This window comes from Pseudomonas kielensis (genome assembly GCF_030505375.1).
Taxonomy (GTDB): domain Bacteria; phylum Pseudomonadota; class Gammaproteobacteria; order Pseudomonadales; family Pseudomonadaceae; genus Aquipseudomonas; species Aquipseudomonas kielensis.
Window position 1 is genome coordinate 2,694,223 of the sequence record NZ_CP130043.1, and the last position, 15,781, is coordinate 2,710,003.

Sequence of the window (15,781 nt, forward strand, 5' to 3'; positions counted from 1 at the left end):
CTGCCTGCCTGGGCAACGCGGTTTCATAAAAACAACAGCGAGGTGAAAGCATGTCTGGCAATCGTGGTGTGGTGTATCTCGGCGCGGGCAAGGTCGAAGTACAGAAAATCGACTATCCGAAAATGCAGGACCCGCGCGGCCGCAAGATCGAGCACGGGGTGATCCTGCGCGTGGTCTCCACCAACATCTGTGGTTCCGACCAGCACATGGTGCGCGGTCGCACCACGGCCCAGACCGGGCTGGTGCTGGGGCACGAGATCACCGGCGAAGTGATCGAGAAGGGCAGCGACGTCGAGAACCTGAAAATCGGTGACCTGGTCTCGGTCCCGTTCAACGTGGCTTGCGGGCGCTGCCGTTCCTGCAAGGAAATGCACACCGGCGTGTGCCTGAGCGTGAACCCGGCTCGCCCGGGCGGCGCCTACGGTTATGTCGACATGGGCGACTGGACCGGTGGCCAGGCCGAATACGCCATGGTGCCGTACGCTGACTTCAACCTGCTGAAACTGCCGGATCGCGACCGCGCCATGGAGAAGATCCGCGACCTGACCTGCCTCTCCGACATCCTGCCTACCGGTTATCACGGCGCCGTGACTGCCGGCGTTGGCCCGGGCAGCACCGTGTATGTGGCCGGTGCCGGCCCCGTCGGTCTGGCGGCTGCCGCTTCGGCCCGTCTGCTGGGCGCCGCGGTGGTGATCATCGGTGACGTCAACCCAATCCGCCTGGCGCACGCCAAGGCCCAGGGCTTCGAAATTGCCGACCTGTCCCTGGACACCCCGCTGCACGAACAGATCGCCGCGCTGCTGGGTGAGCCGGAAGTCGATTGCGCCGTCGATGCCGTTGGCTTCGAAGCTCGCGGGCATGGCCATGCCGGGGTGAAACATGAAGCCCCGGCCACCGTGCTCAACTCATTGATGGGCGTGGTGCGTGTGGCTGGCAAAATCGGTATCCCTGGCCTTTACGTGACTGAAGACCCGGGTGCGGTGGATGCCGCCGCCAAGATGGGCAGCCTGAGCATCCGCTTTGGCCTGGGCTGGGCCAAATCCCACAGCTTCCACACCGGCCAGACCCCGGTGATGAAGTACAACCGCCAGCTGATGCAGGCGATCATGTGGGACCGCATCCATATTGCCGACATCGTTGGGGTGGAAGTGATCAGCCTGGACGACGCGCCACGTGGTTATGGCGAGTTCGATGCGGGCGTGCCGAAGAAGTTTGTGATTGATCCGCATAAGTTGTTTAGTGCGGCTTAAGCATAAAAATCGAGGAAGCGGCGATCCTTGGATCGCCGCTTTTTACAATGTAAATCTGATCAGGTCTGTTCGTTGGCTTGATGCAATCGAAAAAGCTCAAAAATGAACTTCCAGCGCCCTTGGGGTGCTTTTATTCTTGCCAGAGTAGGAGCCGAGCTTTCTGATCGAGATAGCTTTTATTTGGTGGGGTCTAATGACCATCTCCATGTTCAGTGTTGGAGCTACGTCATGGTGTTTGAAGTCATAGTCTCTTCCAGGCTTCATGCCTGAGAAGTTTTTCATGTGGACCTCGACAACTTGGCCACGACCATTTTTGCTCAGTCCTGCGTATTTCTGTGCGACAGATAAATTCGGGGAGACATAAAATCCAGCACCCAAATTTGTGCTCTTGAAATATTTTTGATTAACACCTTCATTCAGTAAGCGGTTGGCTGAAGTGTCGTCGGTGCCGTGGTAGCCGATGAACTGGTCCTGAGCTGGTGGCGTGCCAAGCTCTGGAAGAGAGCTGCGTCTTTTTGATTTCTGAGATGAAGTGATTTCAAGAGGCCGTCTTTCACCCCAGCGTGCAGTTGCCTGGCGGTTAGAGCCACCATATTGGAAAATATTTAATGAATTCCGCTTCGTTGACGGTGGTGTTGTAGAAAAAAACTTAGAAATGAAGTCAAAGCGGCCATGGCCTGTTGGGTCAGAGTACTTACTTGGGTTGCCCGCAGCATATGAATAAGCATTCACTCCCCCCTCCCCAAACGGACTCCAACTGTCCGGACTGTTAAACCGCATCAACACCGTATTGAGCGCCCGATAACCATTGCCCAACACATAATGCCCGGTCACCGGGTCCGGCCGTTCGCCGTTGAAGCCGAGCAGGCAGCTCTTCGGTACGTGATGACCATAAGGGGTGTAGGCAAGGTGCAGGAAACGCGTGGCGTCGAGGATGGACAGCACGGAACGTTGCTGATCGGTGACGAGCAAGCGCGATTGCGATATGCCGTTCTGACGCCGTTGCTGCGCCAGCAGTTGATCTTCATGCTGCATGATCGAGTGCTGTAGCACACCTTGAATCTCGGTGGACAGGCGGTCTTTGAGGTAGAAACGTTGGCTGCTGGCCTGTGCCGTTGGGGTGCAGTCGGCCAGGCGATCCAGTGGGTCGTAGCGGTAGCTGCAGAGCTGGGTTTGGCGTTGAGTCGACATGGGGCGAACTCCTTGAGCGACATGGGATTACTTTGGACCAGCCGGACGACTCTGCCTAATAGTCGAACTGCTAGTGTGTTCTCCCAGTGAACAGATAGGCACTGGCAACAAGACCAAAGCACAAGCTTGTGGCGTTGGCGGTGGAAACTTTCGTTATCAACTATTTTCTGGGGCGCCTCGGATATCTTTAGGGCGGCGAACTTCGGTGCTTGAAGTTGAGTTGCGTTTTAACCATTCATCATAACGAGGAGGTGCGTATTCTGAGTACGGAGGTGGTTTGTCGTGCAGTTGCCAAGGACGCCGTGCACTTGAATGAAGATTCCTCACAGTGCTCTGTATGTCGGTGATGTTTCTATTTGTAGTCGGAATTTCGCGCGCCCCGCTTGTTGGCGGCGAGGAGCTGTAAGGGTTTGTATACCTCGCAGGTGCCTCTGTTAGTGAAGTGAGTGCCGTTTCAACAGAGCCGGAAGATGTCGAGTGCCTTGCAGACGTTTGGAGTTGGGTCGTTGAAGTTGCATCTACAGAGAACAGGTCTCGCGTTGTCCAGGCTGGAGTCTTCTCAGGCCTCCGTTGTCTGAGACCCAAAAGGTTTGCTAATCCTTTGCCAAAACGCATTATGAAATTGGAATGCCCTGTCGGATCACTCCGATTCACCGGATCCCCCACGCAATACCCATACGCATTCAACCCACCCCGCCCAAACGGACTCCAACTGTCCGGACTGTTAAACCGCATCAACACCGTATTGAGCGCCCGATAACCATTGCCCAATACATAATGCCCGGTCACCGGGTCCGGCCGTTCGCCGTTGAAGCCGAGCAGGCAGCTCTTCGGTACGTGATGACCATAAGGGGTGTAGGCAAGGTGCAGGAAACGCGTGGCGTCGAGGATGGACAGCACGGAGCGTTGCTGATCGGTGACGAGCAAGCGCGATTGCGATGTGCCGTTCTGACGCCGTTGCTGCGCCAGCAGTTGATCTTCGTGCTGCATGATCGAGTGCTGTAGCGCGCCTTGAATCTCGGTGGACAGGCGGTCTTTGAGGTAGAAACGTTGGCTGCTGGCCTGTGCTGTTGGGGTGCAGTCGGCCAGGCGATCCAGTGGGTCGTAGCGATAGCTGCAGAGCAGGGTTTTGCGCTGGGGGTGCATGGATGAGGCTCCCTGAGAGGTGCGCAATACAGGGTTTTACTGTGACCTAGCCCGACTGAGTTGCCTACTAGCAGAACTGCTAGGGTCGGCGTTTGGAAAGGGCGCTGTCGCAACGATGGGCAGCCCGAACATCCGCTTTGGCCTGGGCTGGGCCAAATCCCACAGCTTCCACACCGGCCAGACCCCGGTCATGAAGTACAACCGCCAACTGATGCGGACGATCATGTGGGACCGCATTCATATTGCCGACATCGTGGGGGTGGAAGTGATCAGCCTGGACGACGTGCCACGTGGTTATGGCGAGTTCGATGCCAGCGTGCCGAAGAAGTTTGTGATTGATCTGCATAAGCTTTTTAGTGTGATGTAAGAGATTTATTTCGCCATTTGCATAAGCGACGCTGAGCTGTATGGCATTGTTTTTATTGTTCCCGTACATCTCTAAATCTCATTACCCAATGATTAGTATGCTCTTGTTCTGACATGAATCGATTGAAGTTTGAACTCACTTGTGCGTCGCCTGTGATTGTTAAGGCTAGCGAGCTGTGCGCTGCTTTTGCGATTTTCACTTGATCTATTTGCATGGTGCCTGCTTTCGCGGTTCCACGTGCAGCGTTCGAGTGGAGGAGTTTAAAGTCTGTTGTGTGAACAGAAACTACTTCGCCTCTTGTGTGAAAGTTTGCGTAAGCTCTTGCTCCTTCATAAGTGTTGGTTATGAAGAGGTGTTTAGTGTCGTTGTGAACTCCGTTGGTTAACATGCTTTGCGCGTTTTCCACACTTGTGCCGTGATAGCCGAGAAAAACCGACTTGTCGTCAGTGACGTTGTATGGCTGGCTGTTGGGAGGGGTGACAGTTGAGTTTCTTCCAGTCGTAGAGTTAGAAGTATGGTTGCTGCTCGTTTTAGGGGAGGGCTTCATTATCCGTGCCCAGCGCAGAAAATCCTTCACGAGTCCTGGTATATGTCCGTTAGGATCCTGTCTATTGATCGGATCCCCCACACAGTACCCATACGCATTCAACCCACCCCGCCCAAAGGGACTCCAACTGTCCGGGCTGTTGAACCGCATCAACACCGGGTTAAACGCCCGATAGCCATTGCCCAGCAAATAACATCCGGTTACCGGATCCGGCCGTTCACCGTTGAAAGCGAGCAGGCTGAGCAAGCCGTTTTCCGGGGCGCGATGACCGTATGGCGAATAGGCGAGGAGATGGGCGCGCGTCGAGTCGATCAGGGCCAGCACTGAGCGTTGTTGATCGGTGGCCAGCAAGTGAGTGTGTCGCGTGCCGGCTTGGCGTTGCTGGTGGGCCAGCAAGTGATTCTCATACTGCATGACCGAGTGCTGGAGCGTGCCTTGAATCTCGGTGACTAGGTGTTCCTTGAGGTAGAACTGCTTGGCGGATGCTTGTGTTGTCTTGGTGCGGGTGCTGAGAAAATTTAAGGGGTCGTAATTGTATTGGCAAAGAACTTCTCTGTGTTTAACACTCATGTGGCACTCCATTGAAGGGGTATCAGCGGATGTTAGGTGTAAAGGTTCTAGGCGTCTGTTGCTTGATCAGGTAGCGCTGTAATTTTGGATGGTTCCTGAAATGTTTTTCTCCGTTGGGGATGCTTTGCGATTTTATCCACAGATCTTCGACTGATTTGAAGGGGGGTGTAAAGGAAACAATGTTTTTGTGGCCGGTTACAGGTTTTCCAGTCAGGTTCGAGAACTGTTGGGCGAACGAAGATTTATTTTCATTCGCGCTGCCGCATACAAGTAGGCGTATTTCTCCAACTTTATTTAAGTTGAATTCCTTGGCTAGCTTTTTATACAGATGGTTGGCAGTCCATTCCTCGTCGCCAGCTTTGATGTCGACTATCTTTTTATTGGGGGCCGCGGGGTCTACGAATCCATGGGCTGCGATATTAAGTCGAGGGCCTGATTTTGAATCGTCCGTGAAGGCGTATACGTCTTGAGCCAGAAGGGTCAAGTTATTAATTGTGCCAGTCTTGCTCGGGGTTCTTAATCCAAACAAGTTCATGATGCCTTTAATCGGGTTGCCTAAGTGCCCCGTTGGATCAATTTGATTTATCGGATCCCCGACACAATACCCATACGAATTTAGCCCACCCCGCCCAAAGGGACTCCAACTGTCCGGGCTGTTGAACCGCATCAACACCGGGTTAAACGCCCGATAGCCATTTCCCAGCAAATAGTGCCCGGTTACCGGGTCCGGCAGTTCGCCGTTGAAGCCGAGCAGGCTGCTCTCCGGTACGCGATGACCATAAGGTGCGTAAGCAAGAGGCTGGGGGCGTATGGCGTCGAGGATGCACAGTACCGAGCGTTGCTGGTCGGTGGCCAGCAAGTGGGACTCCGGCGTGCCGTTCTGGTGTTGTTGCTGCGCCAGCAGTTGATCTTCATGCTGCATGATCGAGTGCTGTAGCACGCCTTGAATCTCGGTGGACAGGCGGTCGTTAAGGTAGAAGCGGTGGCTGCTGGCCTGTGCCGTTGGGGTGCAGTTTGCAAGGCGATCCAAGGGGTCGTAGCGGTAGCTGCAGAGCAGGGTTTGGCGGAGGGATTGCATGAATGGAGCTCCCTGAGAGGTGCGCAATACAGAGTTTTACTGTGACTTAGCCCGACTGGATTGCCTACTGGCAGAACTGCTAGGGGCGGCGTCTGGAAAGGGCGCTGGGTGCCACGAGTGGTGTTCCTGTTTATTGGGGAAAAAAACCTCTGCGCAGTCCATGAGAAGAAAGGAATGGCCGTCGCGGAACAATACCGGGTGATTTTCAGTCAAAATGCCAGCGTTGCGCCCGCTTGAGGGCATTTTTGAAGGTTCAGGAGTTTTTCGATGAAGATTTCACGCGGTTTTGCTTTGGCTTCGCTCATGACATTGGTCGCCAGCCCGGTCTTCGCCGGTTTCAACCTGAACGATGTGGCCGGTGCGGTAGCGGGTATGCAAGGTGGCGACAAGGCCGCAACCGCAGCGCCGACCTCGCAGACCGCCGGTCTGTTGAGCGCCCTGAGTGCCCTGGACGTTAAGCCGGAACAAGCCATTGGTGGCACCAGCGCGATGTTGGGCCTGGCCAAGAACCAGCTGAGCGCCAGCGACTATTCGGAACTGGCCAAGAGCGTGCCGGGCATCGACAAGCTCTCCGGTGGCAGCGGTAACCTGGGCGCCCTCGCGGGCATGCTGGGTTCGTCCGGCAAGGCCGCGGGCCTGGAAAATGCCCTGGGTAACGTCAAGGACACCAACGACCTGAACACCGCGTTCAGCGCGCTGGGCATGGACAGCGGCATGGTCGGTCAGTTTGCCCCGATCCTGCTGCAGTACCTGGGCCAGCAAGGCGTTGGCGGTACCCTGCTCAAGAGCCTGGGCAGCATCTGGGGCGTCTGACCGCGCCTCACTCACGCTCGGCGCGCAAGGCGTCGATGCGTGCATCCTTGTCGATCCAGAGCTGGTTGACCCAGTTCTGGACGCTTTGGCGAAACAGCGGATCGTTTTCGTAATCGCCCTGCCACAACGCCGGATCCAGCTCACGGGTCTGGATGTCGATGATCACCCGTGGCACCGCACCGCTGATCAAATCCCAGAACCCCGGAATCTTCTCCTGTGGATAGACCACGGTGACGTCGAGCATGGCGTCCAGTTGTTCGCCCATGGCCGCCAGCACAAACGCCACGCCGCCGGCCTTGGGTTTGAGCAGGTGCTTGAAAGGGGATTGCTGGGCGTTGCGCTTGGCCTGGGTGAAGCGGGTGCCTTCCAGGTAGTTGACCACCGTCACCGGCTGGCGCTTGAACAGCTCGCACGCGGCCCGGGTAATTGCCAGGTCCTGGCCCCGCAGCTCCGGGTGTCTGGCCAGGAAGGCCTTGCTGTAGCGCTTCATGAACGGGTAATCCAGCGCCCACCAGGCCAGGCCCAGGAACGGCACCCAGATCAGTTCCTTTTTCAGGAAGAACTTGAAGAACGGCGTGCGCCGATTGAGGGTCTGGATCAGCGCGGGGATATCGACCCATGACTGGTGGTTGCTGACCACCAGGTAGGAGGTGTCGACCCGCAGGCCCTCGCCGCCACGAATGTCCCAGCGGGTGGGGATGCAGCAGGCGAAAATCAGTTTGTCGATTTGCGCCCAGGTTTCGGCGATCCACATCACCACAGCGCTTGCGGCATCGCGATAACGACCCGGCAGGACCAGTTTGAGCAGGGCGAACACCAGCAGGGGCCCGATCAGGACCAGGGTGTTGAGCAGCAGCAGAAGGGTAACGAAACAGCCGGTGAGCAGGCGGCGCATAAGTAACTCTTGAAAGCCTTTGGGCGGGCCATGATAAGCAGCTTCGACGCGCAGGCCAAATCGGCGGGCTGACGAATGTTTCACAGGTTGGGGGGTATGGTGCAGCAATGTTCATGGGGCGGGGGGGCTGTGGTGAGTGCGCCGGCCTCTCGCGGGCAAGCCCGCTCCCACAGTGGATCACCTGTGGAGTTCCATGTGGGAGCGGGCTTGCCCGCGATTGCCATCCAGAGAACGAACCAATCCATTTCAGACGGTCTAAAATCCCGCTGTCCTACTTTCAGGGAATCCACCACGTGAAATCTGTCCTCGCACTGTTATCCCTCCTGGCCTTGCCGGTCATGGCCGCCGAGCCGACCCTGTATGGCCGTTACGAGTACATCCAGTTGCCGGAGATCGGTGGTGAAGTGCTCAAGGCGAAGATGGACACCGGCGCGCTGACCGCGTCGCTGTCGGCCAAGGACATCGAGACCTTCACCCGCGATGGCGAGGAGTGGGTGCGTTTCCGCCTCGCGACCAAGGATGCCAGCAACAAGGTCTACGAGCACAAGGTCGCGCGCATCAGCAAGATCAAGACCCGTTCCGAAGAGGACGAGGACGAAGAGGTGGCCGCGCCCAGCAAGCGGCCGGTGGTCGATCTGGAGTTGTGCCTGGGCAACGTCAAACGCACGGTCGAGGTCAACCTGACTGACCGCAGCAGCTTTAATTATCCGTTGTTGATTGGTGCCAAGGCCCTGCGTGAGTTTGGCGCGGCGGTGAATCCGGCTCGACGGTTTACGGCGGATAAGCCGGAGTGTTGAGGCCAGCCGCCGGTGGCGACTTTTCAGCTACTTCTTACAGGTAGGGCCGATAAGGTCCTACGGTATTTGGCGCTGCGTAACACTTGTCGGATTGACGTCGATTACACCGTGGGGCACCGTTCGCCCACTTAACTGCCGGGCCTGGATGCCATGCCTCATATCCTGATTGTCGAAGACGAAGCGGCGATTGCCGATACCCTGGTGTTTGCCCTGCAAGGCGAGGGTTTCACCACGACCTGGGTGAGCCTGGGGGCGGCCGCCCTTGAGCATCAACAGGCAACGCCCGCCGACCTGATCATTCTCGACATCGGCCTGCCGGACATCAGCGGTTTTGAAACCTGCAAGCAGTTGCGCCGGTTCAGCGAAGTGCCGGTGATGTTCCTCAGCGCCCGCGATGGCGAGATCGATCGAGTCGTCGGCCTGGAAATCGGTGCCGACGACTACGTGGTCAAACCGTTCAGCCCACGGGAAGTGGCGGCGCGGGTGCGGGCGATTCTCAAGCGCATGGCCCCGCGACCGGGGATCGAGTCCACCCGTGCGTTGTTCCTGGTGGACAGTGAGCGTGTGCTGATCACTTATCGCGGCCAGCCTCTGAGTTTGACCCGGCATGAGTACCGCTTGTTGCAGTGTCTGCTGGAGCAGCCGGAGCGGGTCTTCAGTCGCGAACAGTTGCTCGATGCGCTGGGCATTGCCAGCGACGCCGGTTACGAGCGCAGCATCGACAGCCACATCAAGAGCGTGCGCGCCAAGTTGCGCCTGGTGGCGGCCAATGCCGAGCCGATCCAGACCCACCGCGGCCTTGGTTACAGCTACAGCCCGGGATCCAGCTGATGCCATTGGCGATCCGGATCTTCCTGGTGTATGTGCTGTTTGTCGGCCTGACCGGTTACTTTGTGCTCAACACAGTGATGGAAGAAATCCGTCCCGGCGTGCGTCAGTCCACCGAAGAAACCCTGGTGGACACTGCCAACCTGATGGCCGAAATCCTGCGCGACGACTTCAAGGCCGGAACCCTCAATCAGAACCGCTGGCCGGAACTGCTCAAGGCCTACGGTGAGCGGCAGCCGGGGGCGAGTATCTGGGGCCTGGCCAAGAATCAGGTCAACCATCGCATCTACGTGACCGACGCCAAAGGCGTGGTGGTACTGGACTCCAGCGCCCGTGCAGTGGGCCAGGATTACTCGCGCTGGAACGATGTGTACCTGACCCTGCGCGGTGAATACGGCGCGCGCTCGACCCGCAGCGATCCCGATGACGCCAGTTCTTCGGTGATGCACGTTGGCGCACCGATTCGCGACAACGGGCAAATCATCGGTGTGGTCACGGTGGCCAAACCCAACAGTTCATTGCAGCCTTACGTCGACCGCACCGAGCGCCGTTTGCTCGGCTACGGTGCGGGCTTGATTGGCCTCGGCCTGCTGTTCGGGGCGGCATTGTCGTGGTGGTTGAGCGTGGCGCTGCGGCGCTTGACCGCGTATGCCCAGGCGGTGAGCGAAGGGCGCCGGGCCGAGCTGCCGCACTACCGTGGCGGTGAGCTTGAGCAACTGGCCGTGGCAGTGGAACACATGCGCACGCAACTGGAAGGCAAGGCGTATGTGGAGCGTTATGTGCACACCCTGACCCACGAATTGAAGAGCCCGCTGGCGGCGATTCGTGGCGCGGCCGAACTGTTGCAGGACGAGATGCCGGCCACCCAGCGCCAGCGTTTCGTCAGCAACATCGACAGCGAAAGCGCGCGTATGCAGCAGTTGATCGAGCGTCTGTTGAACCTGGCCCAGGTCGAGCAACGGCAAACCCTCGAGGAGCGAGTGCAGGTGCCCTTGGCAGCCTTGGTCGATGAGTTGCTCGAGACCCAGCAGGCACGCATTGAACGCAAACAGCTGCGCATCGAAAAACACATCGCCGCGGACCTGGCGCTGTCAGGCGAAGCCTTTCTGTTGCGCCAGGCGCTGGCCAACCTGCTGGAGAACGCTCTGGATTTCACCCCGTCCCACGGCGTCCTGCGTTTTCGCGCGCAACGGCGGGGCGAGCAGGTCGAGTTCAGTCTGTTCAACCAGGCCGACCCGATTCCCGACTACGCCCTGGGCCGCCTGAGCGAGCGTTTCTACTCGCTGCCACGGCCTGACAGCGGACGTAAAAGCACCGGGCTGGGGCTCAATTTTGTGGAAGAGGTGGTGAAGTTGCATGGGGGAACACTGCGGGTTGGGAATGTACCCGATGGGGTTGAGGTGACGCTGCACCTACCGTAGCCGCTGCCGAACGCAGGCTGCGCCAGCTGCTACAGATACCGGTTCTCCACACACTCTGCATATTCGCTCCATAAAACCCACACACGGGCCTTGCAGACTCTCCCTCATTCGAACAGGGAGAACTTCCATGAACCGCAGCCTGGCCATAAAACTCGGGGCGATTGCCCTATTGATTCTGTTGTTGCTGATTCCCTTGCTGATGATCAGCGGCATGATCTTCGACCGCCAGCAACTGCGCGATGGCGTGCTCGACGACATCGCCCGCAGTTCCAGCTACCGCCAGCAACTGACCGGCCCGCTGCTGGTGGTGCCGTACCGCAAGGCGGTGCGCACCTGGAAGCTCAACGAGAAAACCAACAAGCGTTATCAGGAAACCAGCCAGGAGCGCGGCCGTTTGTATTTCCTACCGGAGCGCTTTGAGCTCGATGGCCAGGTGCAGACCGAACTGCGGGCCCGAGGGATCTATGAGGCGCGGCTGTTCCACGCCAGCAACCGCATCAGCGGGCAGTTTTCCCTTCCCGAGCGCCTGGGCATCAAGGAAGACTTTATCGACTACCAGTTCGACCAGCCTTACCTGGCGGTGGGCATCAGCGATATCCGCGGCATCGAAAATGCCTTGCAGCTGGAGCTCGACGGCCAGCGCCTGGACTTCGCGCCGGGAACCCAGGAGGACTGGCTGGGGGAGGGCGTGCACGTGATGCTCGCGCCACTGGATAGCCGTAAAGCCAATACGCTGCAGTTCGGCTTTGATCTACGCCTGCAGGGGACCGGGCAACTGCAGGTCACGCCGGTGGGCAGAACCAGCCAGGTCAAGCTAAAGGCCGATTGGCCCCATCCAAGCTTCATCGGCAATTATTTGCCTGCGCAGCGCGAGATCAGCGCCGAAGGTTTCAGTGCCGACTGGCAGACCTCGTTTTTCTCCACCAACCTGGAGGAGGCGCTTGGCAATTGTGTGGCCGGTGGCGGTTGTGAAGAGTTCAAGAGCCGCAACTTTGGCGTCAGCTTCATCGACCCGGTGGACCAGTACCTCAAGAGCGAGCGTGCAATCAAATACGCCCTGTTGTTTATCGTGCTGACCTTCGCCGGCTTCTTTCTCTTCGAAGTGCTCAAGGGGCTGGCGGTGCACCCGGTGCAGTACGCCCTGGTGGGGGTGGCGCTGGCGTTTTTCTACTTGCTGCTGTTGTCGCTGTCCGAGCACATCGGGTTCGCCCTGGCCTACCTGTTGTCCGCCAGTGCCTGTGTGTTGCTGATCGGTTTTTATGTGCGCCACGTGCTGCACAGCACGCCGCACGGCCTGGGTTTTTCGGCGGGGCTGGCGGCGTTGTATGGGCTGTTGTACGGACTGCTGAGCGCCGAGGATTACGCGCTGTTGATGGGGTCGTTGTTGCTGTTCGGGTTGCTCGGCGTATTCATGGTGCTGACCCGTCGGCTGGATTGGTATGGGGTAGGTCAGACGAGCAAGACGCAGGTGGCGGCATGAGCCGGTCGCTGGGCTTGCGTGAGGAGCGGGTGCAGGTGGCGCGATTGCTGCTGCACATCAGTGGATGGTTGGTGGCGCAGCGTGGCGGACTAGACCCTCGGCACGGTCGCCAGCCTCGCCGGGCGCTGGCTGACTGTGACTGAGCTGACTGTGAAATACCACTGCTGCGAGTTTTTACATTAAGTTTCGTATATCTCGATTTTTTTCTCCCGCAGGATGGGAGGTTCGTCCGGCGTTCGCTACCGACTGATAACTTGATGACATTGATGAAGTCGGTGTTTGTCGAGCCGGCGTTGGTAACCAATCAATCGTGTCGAGGCTATGTAAAAGTTTACTTTTGGTGATCTCAGCTCCAGCTGTTGCATATTTTATGAATTGCTGATTAGTGGAGATCGATACAACCTTAGGGTTTGCTAATACTGGCATGACCTTTTTAAACGCTGTGATCCGGGCCGAATACAATAGAAGTTCTTCAGCGGTTACACCGCTAGTCGAAGCCATCTGTTTTATTTTATTACTCCCACCCAGGTTGGTTTTTGTCTCTCTCAGAAGCTCTACTGTGAAAGGAGATACTTCTGTGTTTCTCTTCATGTTTTTAATGGTCTTGTCCAGGAATGTCTTCCTGAATACTTTCGCAATCCTGGACAGGACCGAATGCCCGGACGGATCGACTCGGTTGACGGGGTCCCCGGCACAATATGCGTATGCATTAAAACCGCCCTTCCCAAACGGACTCAAATTGTCCGGACTGTTAAATCGCATCAACACGGGATTGAACTGTCGATAGCCGTTGCCCAAATGATAGTACCCGGTTACTGGGTCGGGTCGTTCGCCGTTAAATCCCAGCAAGCTGAGCAAGCCATTCTGCGCTGTGTGGTGGCCGTAGGCGGTGTAGGTGAGGGCCGATGACTGGTTGCCGGCGCGTGCGTGCAACACCGAGCGTTGCTGATCGGTGGCCAGTAACGTGGCGTTGGGTGCAGCGCCTTGCGACTGTTGGAGTGCCAGTAACTGCTCGTCGTGCTGGACGATGCTCCAGAACGCTGCGCCCTGGATTTCGGTGGTCAATCGGCTGTTGCAGTGGAAATGCTGGATGACCGGCTGTTGCGACGGTGTGCGGCCAATCTGGCGGTTCAGTGCGTCGTATTGGTAACGATTCAGGATGGAAGTCGGCATGGGGTGAGCTCCGAGCAAGGTCTGGAGTGGAGCCTTTAGCATCGGAGCTATGTGAATATTTGCCAACTAGCAGAACTGTTAGTGTTTCGCCGCTTGCCGCCTCACACCTTCGGTACCGTCGCCAGCATCGACGGGCGCTGGCTGACTTCGAAATACCAAGCCGCCAGTTGCGGTTGGGCGTCGCGCCAGTGCAGGTCGGGGTGGCGCAGGTCGAGGTAGCCCAGGGCGCAGGCGACGCTGATGGCGGCGACGTCAAAGTGGCAGGTCAGTTCGGCGATGGCGTCAGCTTCGAGCACTGAGAGGGCGCGGCGGATTTTTTCGCGCTGGGCGTCGAGCCATTCCGGCCAGTGTTTTTCCGGGGCGCGCAGGGCCAATTCGTAGCGCACCATCACCGCCGCATCCATGATCCCGTCGGCCAGTGCCGCCAGGGTCAGACGCCGCCAGCGGGCTGTGCCTTCGGCGGGGATCAGCGGATTGCCGACGTGTTGCTGGTCGAGGTAGTCGAGGATCACTCGGCTGTCGTACAGCACGTTGCCGTCGGCCAGGCGCAGGGCCGGGATCTTGCCCAACGGGTTGTCCTGGTTCAATACCGGGTCGGGGCTGACCGGGCTCAGTTGGCTGAGCTGCAGCGCGACGCGGTCGGTCTGCCCGGTCTCGTGCAGTAGCACCATCACTTTGCGCACAAAGGGCGAGGCAGGGTTGTGGAACAGGGTCATGCTGGGGGTGGACATGGCATTCCTCGGCGATCATCGGGGAGCAGAGGTTTAGCCTAGTAAGTTCCGGCGTGGCTGGCGAGGGGTTTGCCGTTGCCAGCGTATTTCATGGGGGAGCGCCGCCGGTTCGCTCCCCCAGCGTGAGGGTTCACTGGCGTTGCATCAATCCCCGCACCCCAAGCACCGCCGGCACGCCCAGGCCGATCCAGCTCAAGCCATCCCAGATCCCATCACCCAACAGCGCCGCGAACAACCCGGCGGCACTGAGCAGGGCAATCACGGTGGGGGTGGCGAAGACTTTCCAGAAGTTCGACTGGCGCGGTCTCATGGGGTGCTCTCCTGGGCCACGGCCGGCGGTTTTGCCGCCCGGCGCCGGGCTGTCCACAGGTACAGGCCGCTGCCGAGGACGATGATGGTCAGTACATCGAGTGCCGCCCAGAGGACTTTCATCGGCATGCCGCCGTAGTCACCGAAGTGCAGCGGCTGCGACATGCCCATGACGTCCATGTACCACGGTCGTTCGGCGATCGCGGTGACCTCCAGGGTGCTGGCGTCGATCAGTACCGGGGTCAGTAAGTGGGAGGTCAGGTGGGTGCTGCCTTTCATGAACACCGCGTAATGGTGTTCGCTGGAAAAACGGGTGCCGGGGAAGGCGATGAAGTCGGCCTGCATCTCGGGTGCGGCGCGTTGGGCAATCTCGAGCAGCTGGCTGGCGGGTGCCAGGCGGGTCAGGGGGGGCGCCTCGCGGTAGGGTTCGATCATCGCGCTCAGGGCTTCGTTGCGCCAGGCGGCGATGAGCAGGTCGGCGCAGGCGCTCACCACGCCGGTGACACCCACCACCAGGGCCCAGGTCAGGGTGACAATGCCGATCAGGTTGTGCAGGTCGAGCCAGCGCAGGCGCGTGGATTTTTCCTGGCGCACGGTGCCGAACTTCAGGCGGCGCATGAACGGCAGGTACAGCACCGCCCCGGAGACGATCGCCAGCACGAACAGGATGCCCATGAACGCCAGCAGCAACTTACCCGGTAGCCCGGCGAACAGGTCGACGTGCAGGCGCAGGATGAACATCATCAGCCCGCCGTTGGCCGAGGGCATGGCCACCGGCTCGCCAGTGCGGGCGTCGAGCATGTAGGTGTGGGACAGGTTGGGTTCGGTGCCGGCGGTCTTGGCCATGATCGTGATCACGCCGTTGGGCTCGTCCTCATCCCAGCCGAAGTACTGCATGACTTCGCCGGGACGATGGGCCTGGGCCTTTGCGACCAGTTGCTGCAGGTCCAGGTGCGGGGTGTCGGCCGGCATCTGTCGCAGCACGGGCGCATCGCCCAGCAGGTGCTCGATCTCATGATGAAAGATCAGCGGCAGGCCAGTCAGGGCGAGCATCAGCAGGAACGCCGTGCAAATCAGGCTGGTCCAGGTGTGGATAAAGGACCAGCGGCGGATGGTTTTGCTTTTCATTTCACTGCCTTCAGAAAGACCCAAGTCGCCCAGTGAGGGCGGCCTGTTAATGGCGCG

Annotated in this window: 16 protein-coding genes and 1 pseudogene; 8 read left to right on the forward strand and 9 right to left on the reverse strand. The window is 58.7% G+C overall.

Annotation, left to right across the window (positions count from 1 at the left end):
* Window positions 1-50 precede the first annotated feature (50 nt).
* Window positions 51-1,250: a formaldehyde dehydrogenase, glutathione-independent gene (gene fdhA, locus Q1W70_RS12460; RefSeq protein WP_095164333.1), complete on the forward strand. Its 1,200-nt coding sequence runs from the start codon at window positions 51-53 to the stop codon at window positions 1,248-1,250.
* Window positions 1,251-1,346: 96 nt separating this feature from the next.
* Here the strand turns inward: fdhA and Q1W70_RS12465 are convergent, their stop codons facing one another.
* Both Q1W70_RS12465 and Q1W70_RS12470 read right to left on the reverse strand, forming a co-directional pair.
* Window positions 1,347-2,441, reverse strand: a complete 1,095-nt coding sequence (locus Q1W70_RS12465; protein WP_302098851.1) for an RHS repeat-associated core domain-containing protein — start codon at window positions 2,439-2,441, stop codon at window positions 1,347-1,349.
* Between the two features lie 156 nt (window positions 2,442-2,597).
* The gene (locus tag Q1W70_RS12470; RefSeq protein WP_302098852.1) at window positions 2,598-3,587 is read right to left on the reverse strand and encodes an RHS repeat-associated core domain-containing protein; all 990 of its coding nucleotides are present in this window, start codon (window positions 3,585-3,587) and stop codon (window positions 2,598-2,600) included.
* Between the two features lie 124 nt (window positions 3,588-3,711).
* Between Q1W70_RS12470 and Q1W70_RS12475 the strand changes: the two are divergent.
* Window positions 3,712-3,954: pseudogene (locus Q1W70_RS12475) on the forward strand (formaldehyde dehydrogenase, glutathione-independent); the annotation flags it as partial.
* A 52-nt stretch (window positions 3,955-4,006) separates the two neighbouring features.
* Here the strand turns inward: Q1W70_RS12475 and Q1W70_RS12480 are convergent.
* Window positions 4,007-5,071 (reverse strand): RHS repeat-associated core domain-containing protein, encoded by a 1,065-nt coding sequence (locus tag Q1W70_RS12480; RefSeq protein ID WP_185818106.1) that lies wholly within the window; start codon window positions 5,069-5,071, stop codon window positions 4,007-4,009.
* A gap of 22 nt (window positions 5,072-5,093) precedes the next feature.
* Complete coding sequence (locus Q1W70_RS12485; protein ID WP_182342681.1) at window positions 5,094-6,149, reverse strand: RHS repeat-associated core domain-containing protein; 1,056 nt, start codon at window positions 6,147-6,149, stop codon at window positions 5,094-5,096.
* Between the two features lie 267 nt (window positions 6,150-6,416).
* Between Q1W70_RS12485 and Q1W70_RS12490 the strand changes: the two genes are divergently transcribed.
* The gene (locus Q1W70_RS12490) at window positions 6,417-6,962 is read left to right on the forward strand and encodes a DUF2780 domain-containing protein (protein WP_166593178.1); all 546 of its coding nucleotides are present in this window, start codon (window positions 6,417-6,419) and stop codon (window positions 6,960-6,962) included.
* Window positions 6,963-6,969: 7 nt separating this feature from the next.
* On the opposite strand, the gene yihG is transcribed toward Q1W70_RS12490, so the two are convergent.
* On the reverse strand, window positions 6,970-7,857 hold the full coding sequence (gene yihG / locus Q1W70_RS12495) for a 1-acylglycerol-3-phosphate O-acyltransferase, YihG family (protein ID WP_166593179.1): 888 nt from the start codon (window positions 7,855-7,857) through the stop codon (window positions 6,970-6,972).
* 293 nt (window positions 7,858-8,150) lie between these two features.
* Between yihG and rloA2 the strand changes: the two genes are divergently transcribed.
* From rloA2 to Q1W70_RS12520, 5 genes are all read left to right on the forward strand, one after another.
* Entirely contained in the window at window positions 8,151-8,654 is a 504-nt protein-coding gene (gene rloA2, locus Q1W70_RS12500; protein ID WP_185818108.1) for a retropepsin-like aspartic peptidase RloA2, read from the forward strand.
* A 150-nt stretch (window positions 8,655-8,804) separates the two neighbouring features.
* On the forward strand, window positions 8,805-9,485 hold the full coding sequence (creB, locus tag Q1W70_RS12505; protein WP_166591238.1) for a two-component system response regulator CreB: 681 nt from the start codon (window positions 8,805-8,807) through the stop codon (window positions 9,483-9,485).
* On the forward strand, window positions 9,485-10,903 hold the full coding sequence (gene creC / locus Q1W70_RS12510) for a two-component system sensor histidine kinase CreC (protein ID WP_185818109.1): 1,419 nt from the start codon (window positions 9,485-9,487) through the stop codon (window positions 10,901-10,903). The genes creB and creC overlap by 1 nt, the downstream gene beginning before the upstream one ends.
* A gap of 127 nt (window positions 10,904-11,030) precedes the next feature.
* Complete coding sequence (gene creD, locus Q1W70_RS12515) at window positions 11,031-12,383, forward strand: cell envelope integrity protein CreD (RefSeq protein WP_185818110.1); 1,353 nt, start codon at window positions 11,031-11,033, stop codon at window positions 12,381-12,383.
* A complete protein-coding gene (locus Q1W70_RS12520; RefSeq protein WP_166591241.1) occupies window positions 12,380-12,526 on the forward strand; it encodes a hypothetical protein in 147 nt (48 codons plus the stop codon). The genes creD and Q1W70_RS12520 overlap by 4 nt, the downstream gene beginning before the upstream one ends.
* A gap of 31 nt (window positions 12,527-12,557) precedes the next feature.
* Here Q1W70_RS12520 and Q1W70_RS12525 read toward each other — a convergent pair whose 3' ends face one another.
* The 4 genes from Q1W70_RS12525 to Q1W70_RS12540 all read right to left on the reverse strand — a co-directional run bounded on the left by Q1W70_RS12525 (window position 12,558) and on the right by Q1W70_RS12540 (window position 15,724).
* Entirely contained in the window at window positions 12,558-13,556 is a 999-nt protein-coding gene (locus Q1W70_RS12525; protein ID WP_166591242.1) for an RHS repeat-associated core domain-containing protein, read from the reverse strand.
* A gap of 101 nt (window positions 13,557-13,657) precedes the next feature.
* Window positions 13,658-14,287 carry a glutathione S-transferase gene (locus tag Q1W70_RS12530; protein WP_166591243.1) on the reverse strand — a complete coding sequence of 210 codons (630 nt, stop codon included), beginning with the start codon at window positions 14,285-14,287 and terminating at the stop codon, window positions 13,658-13,660.
* A 130-nt stretch (window positions 14,288-14,417) separates the two neighbouring features.
* A complete protein-coding gene (locus Q1W70_RS12535; protein ID WP_166591244.1) occupies window positions 14,418-14,597 on the reverse strand; it encodes a hypothetical protein in 180 nt (59 codons plus the stop codon).
* Window positions 14,594-15,724, reverse strand: coding sequence for a PepSY-associated TM helix domain-containing protein (locus Q1W70_RS12540; protein ID WP_182342674.1), 1,131 nt, complete (start codon window positions 15,722-15,724; stop codon window positions 14,594-14,596). Before Q1W70_RS12540 ends, Q1W70_RS12535 begins: the two co-directional genes overlap by 4 nt.
* Window positions 15,725-15,781 lie beyond the last annotated feature (57 nt).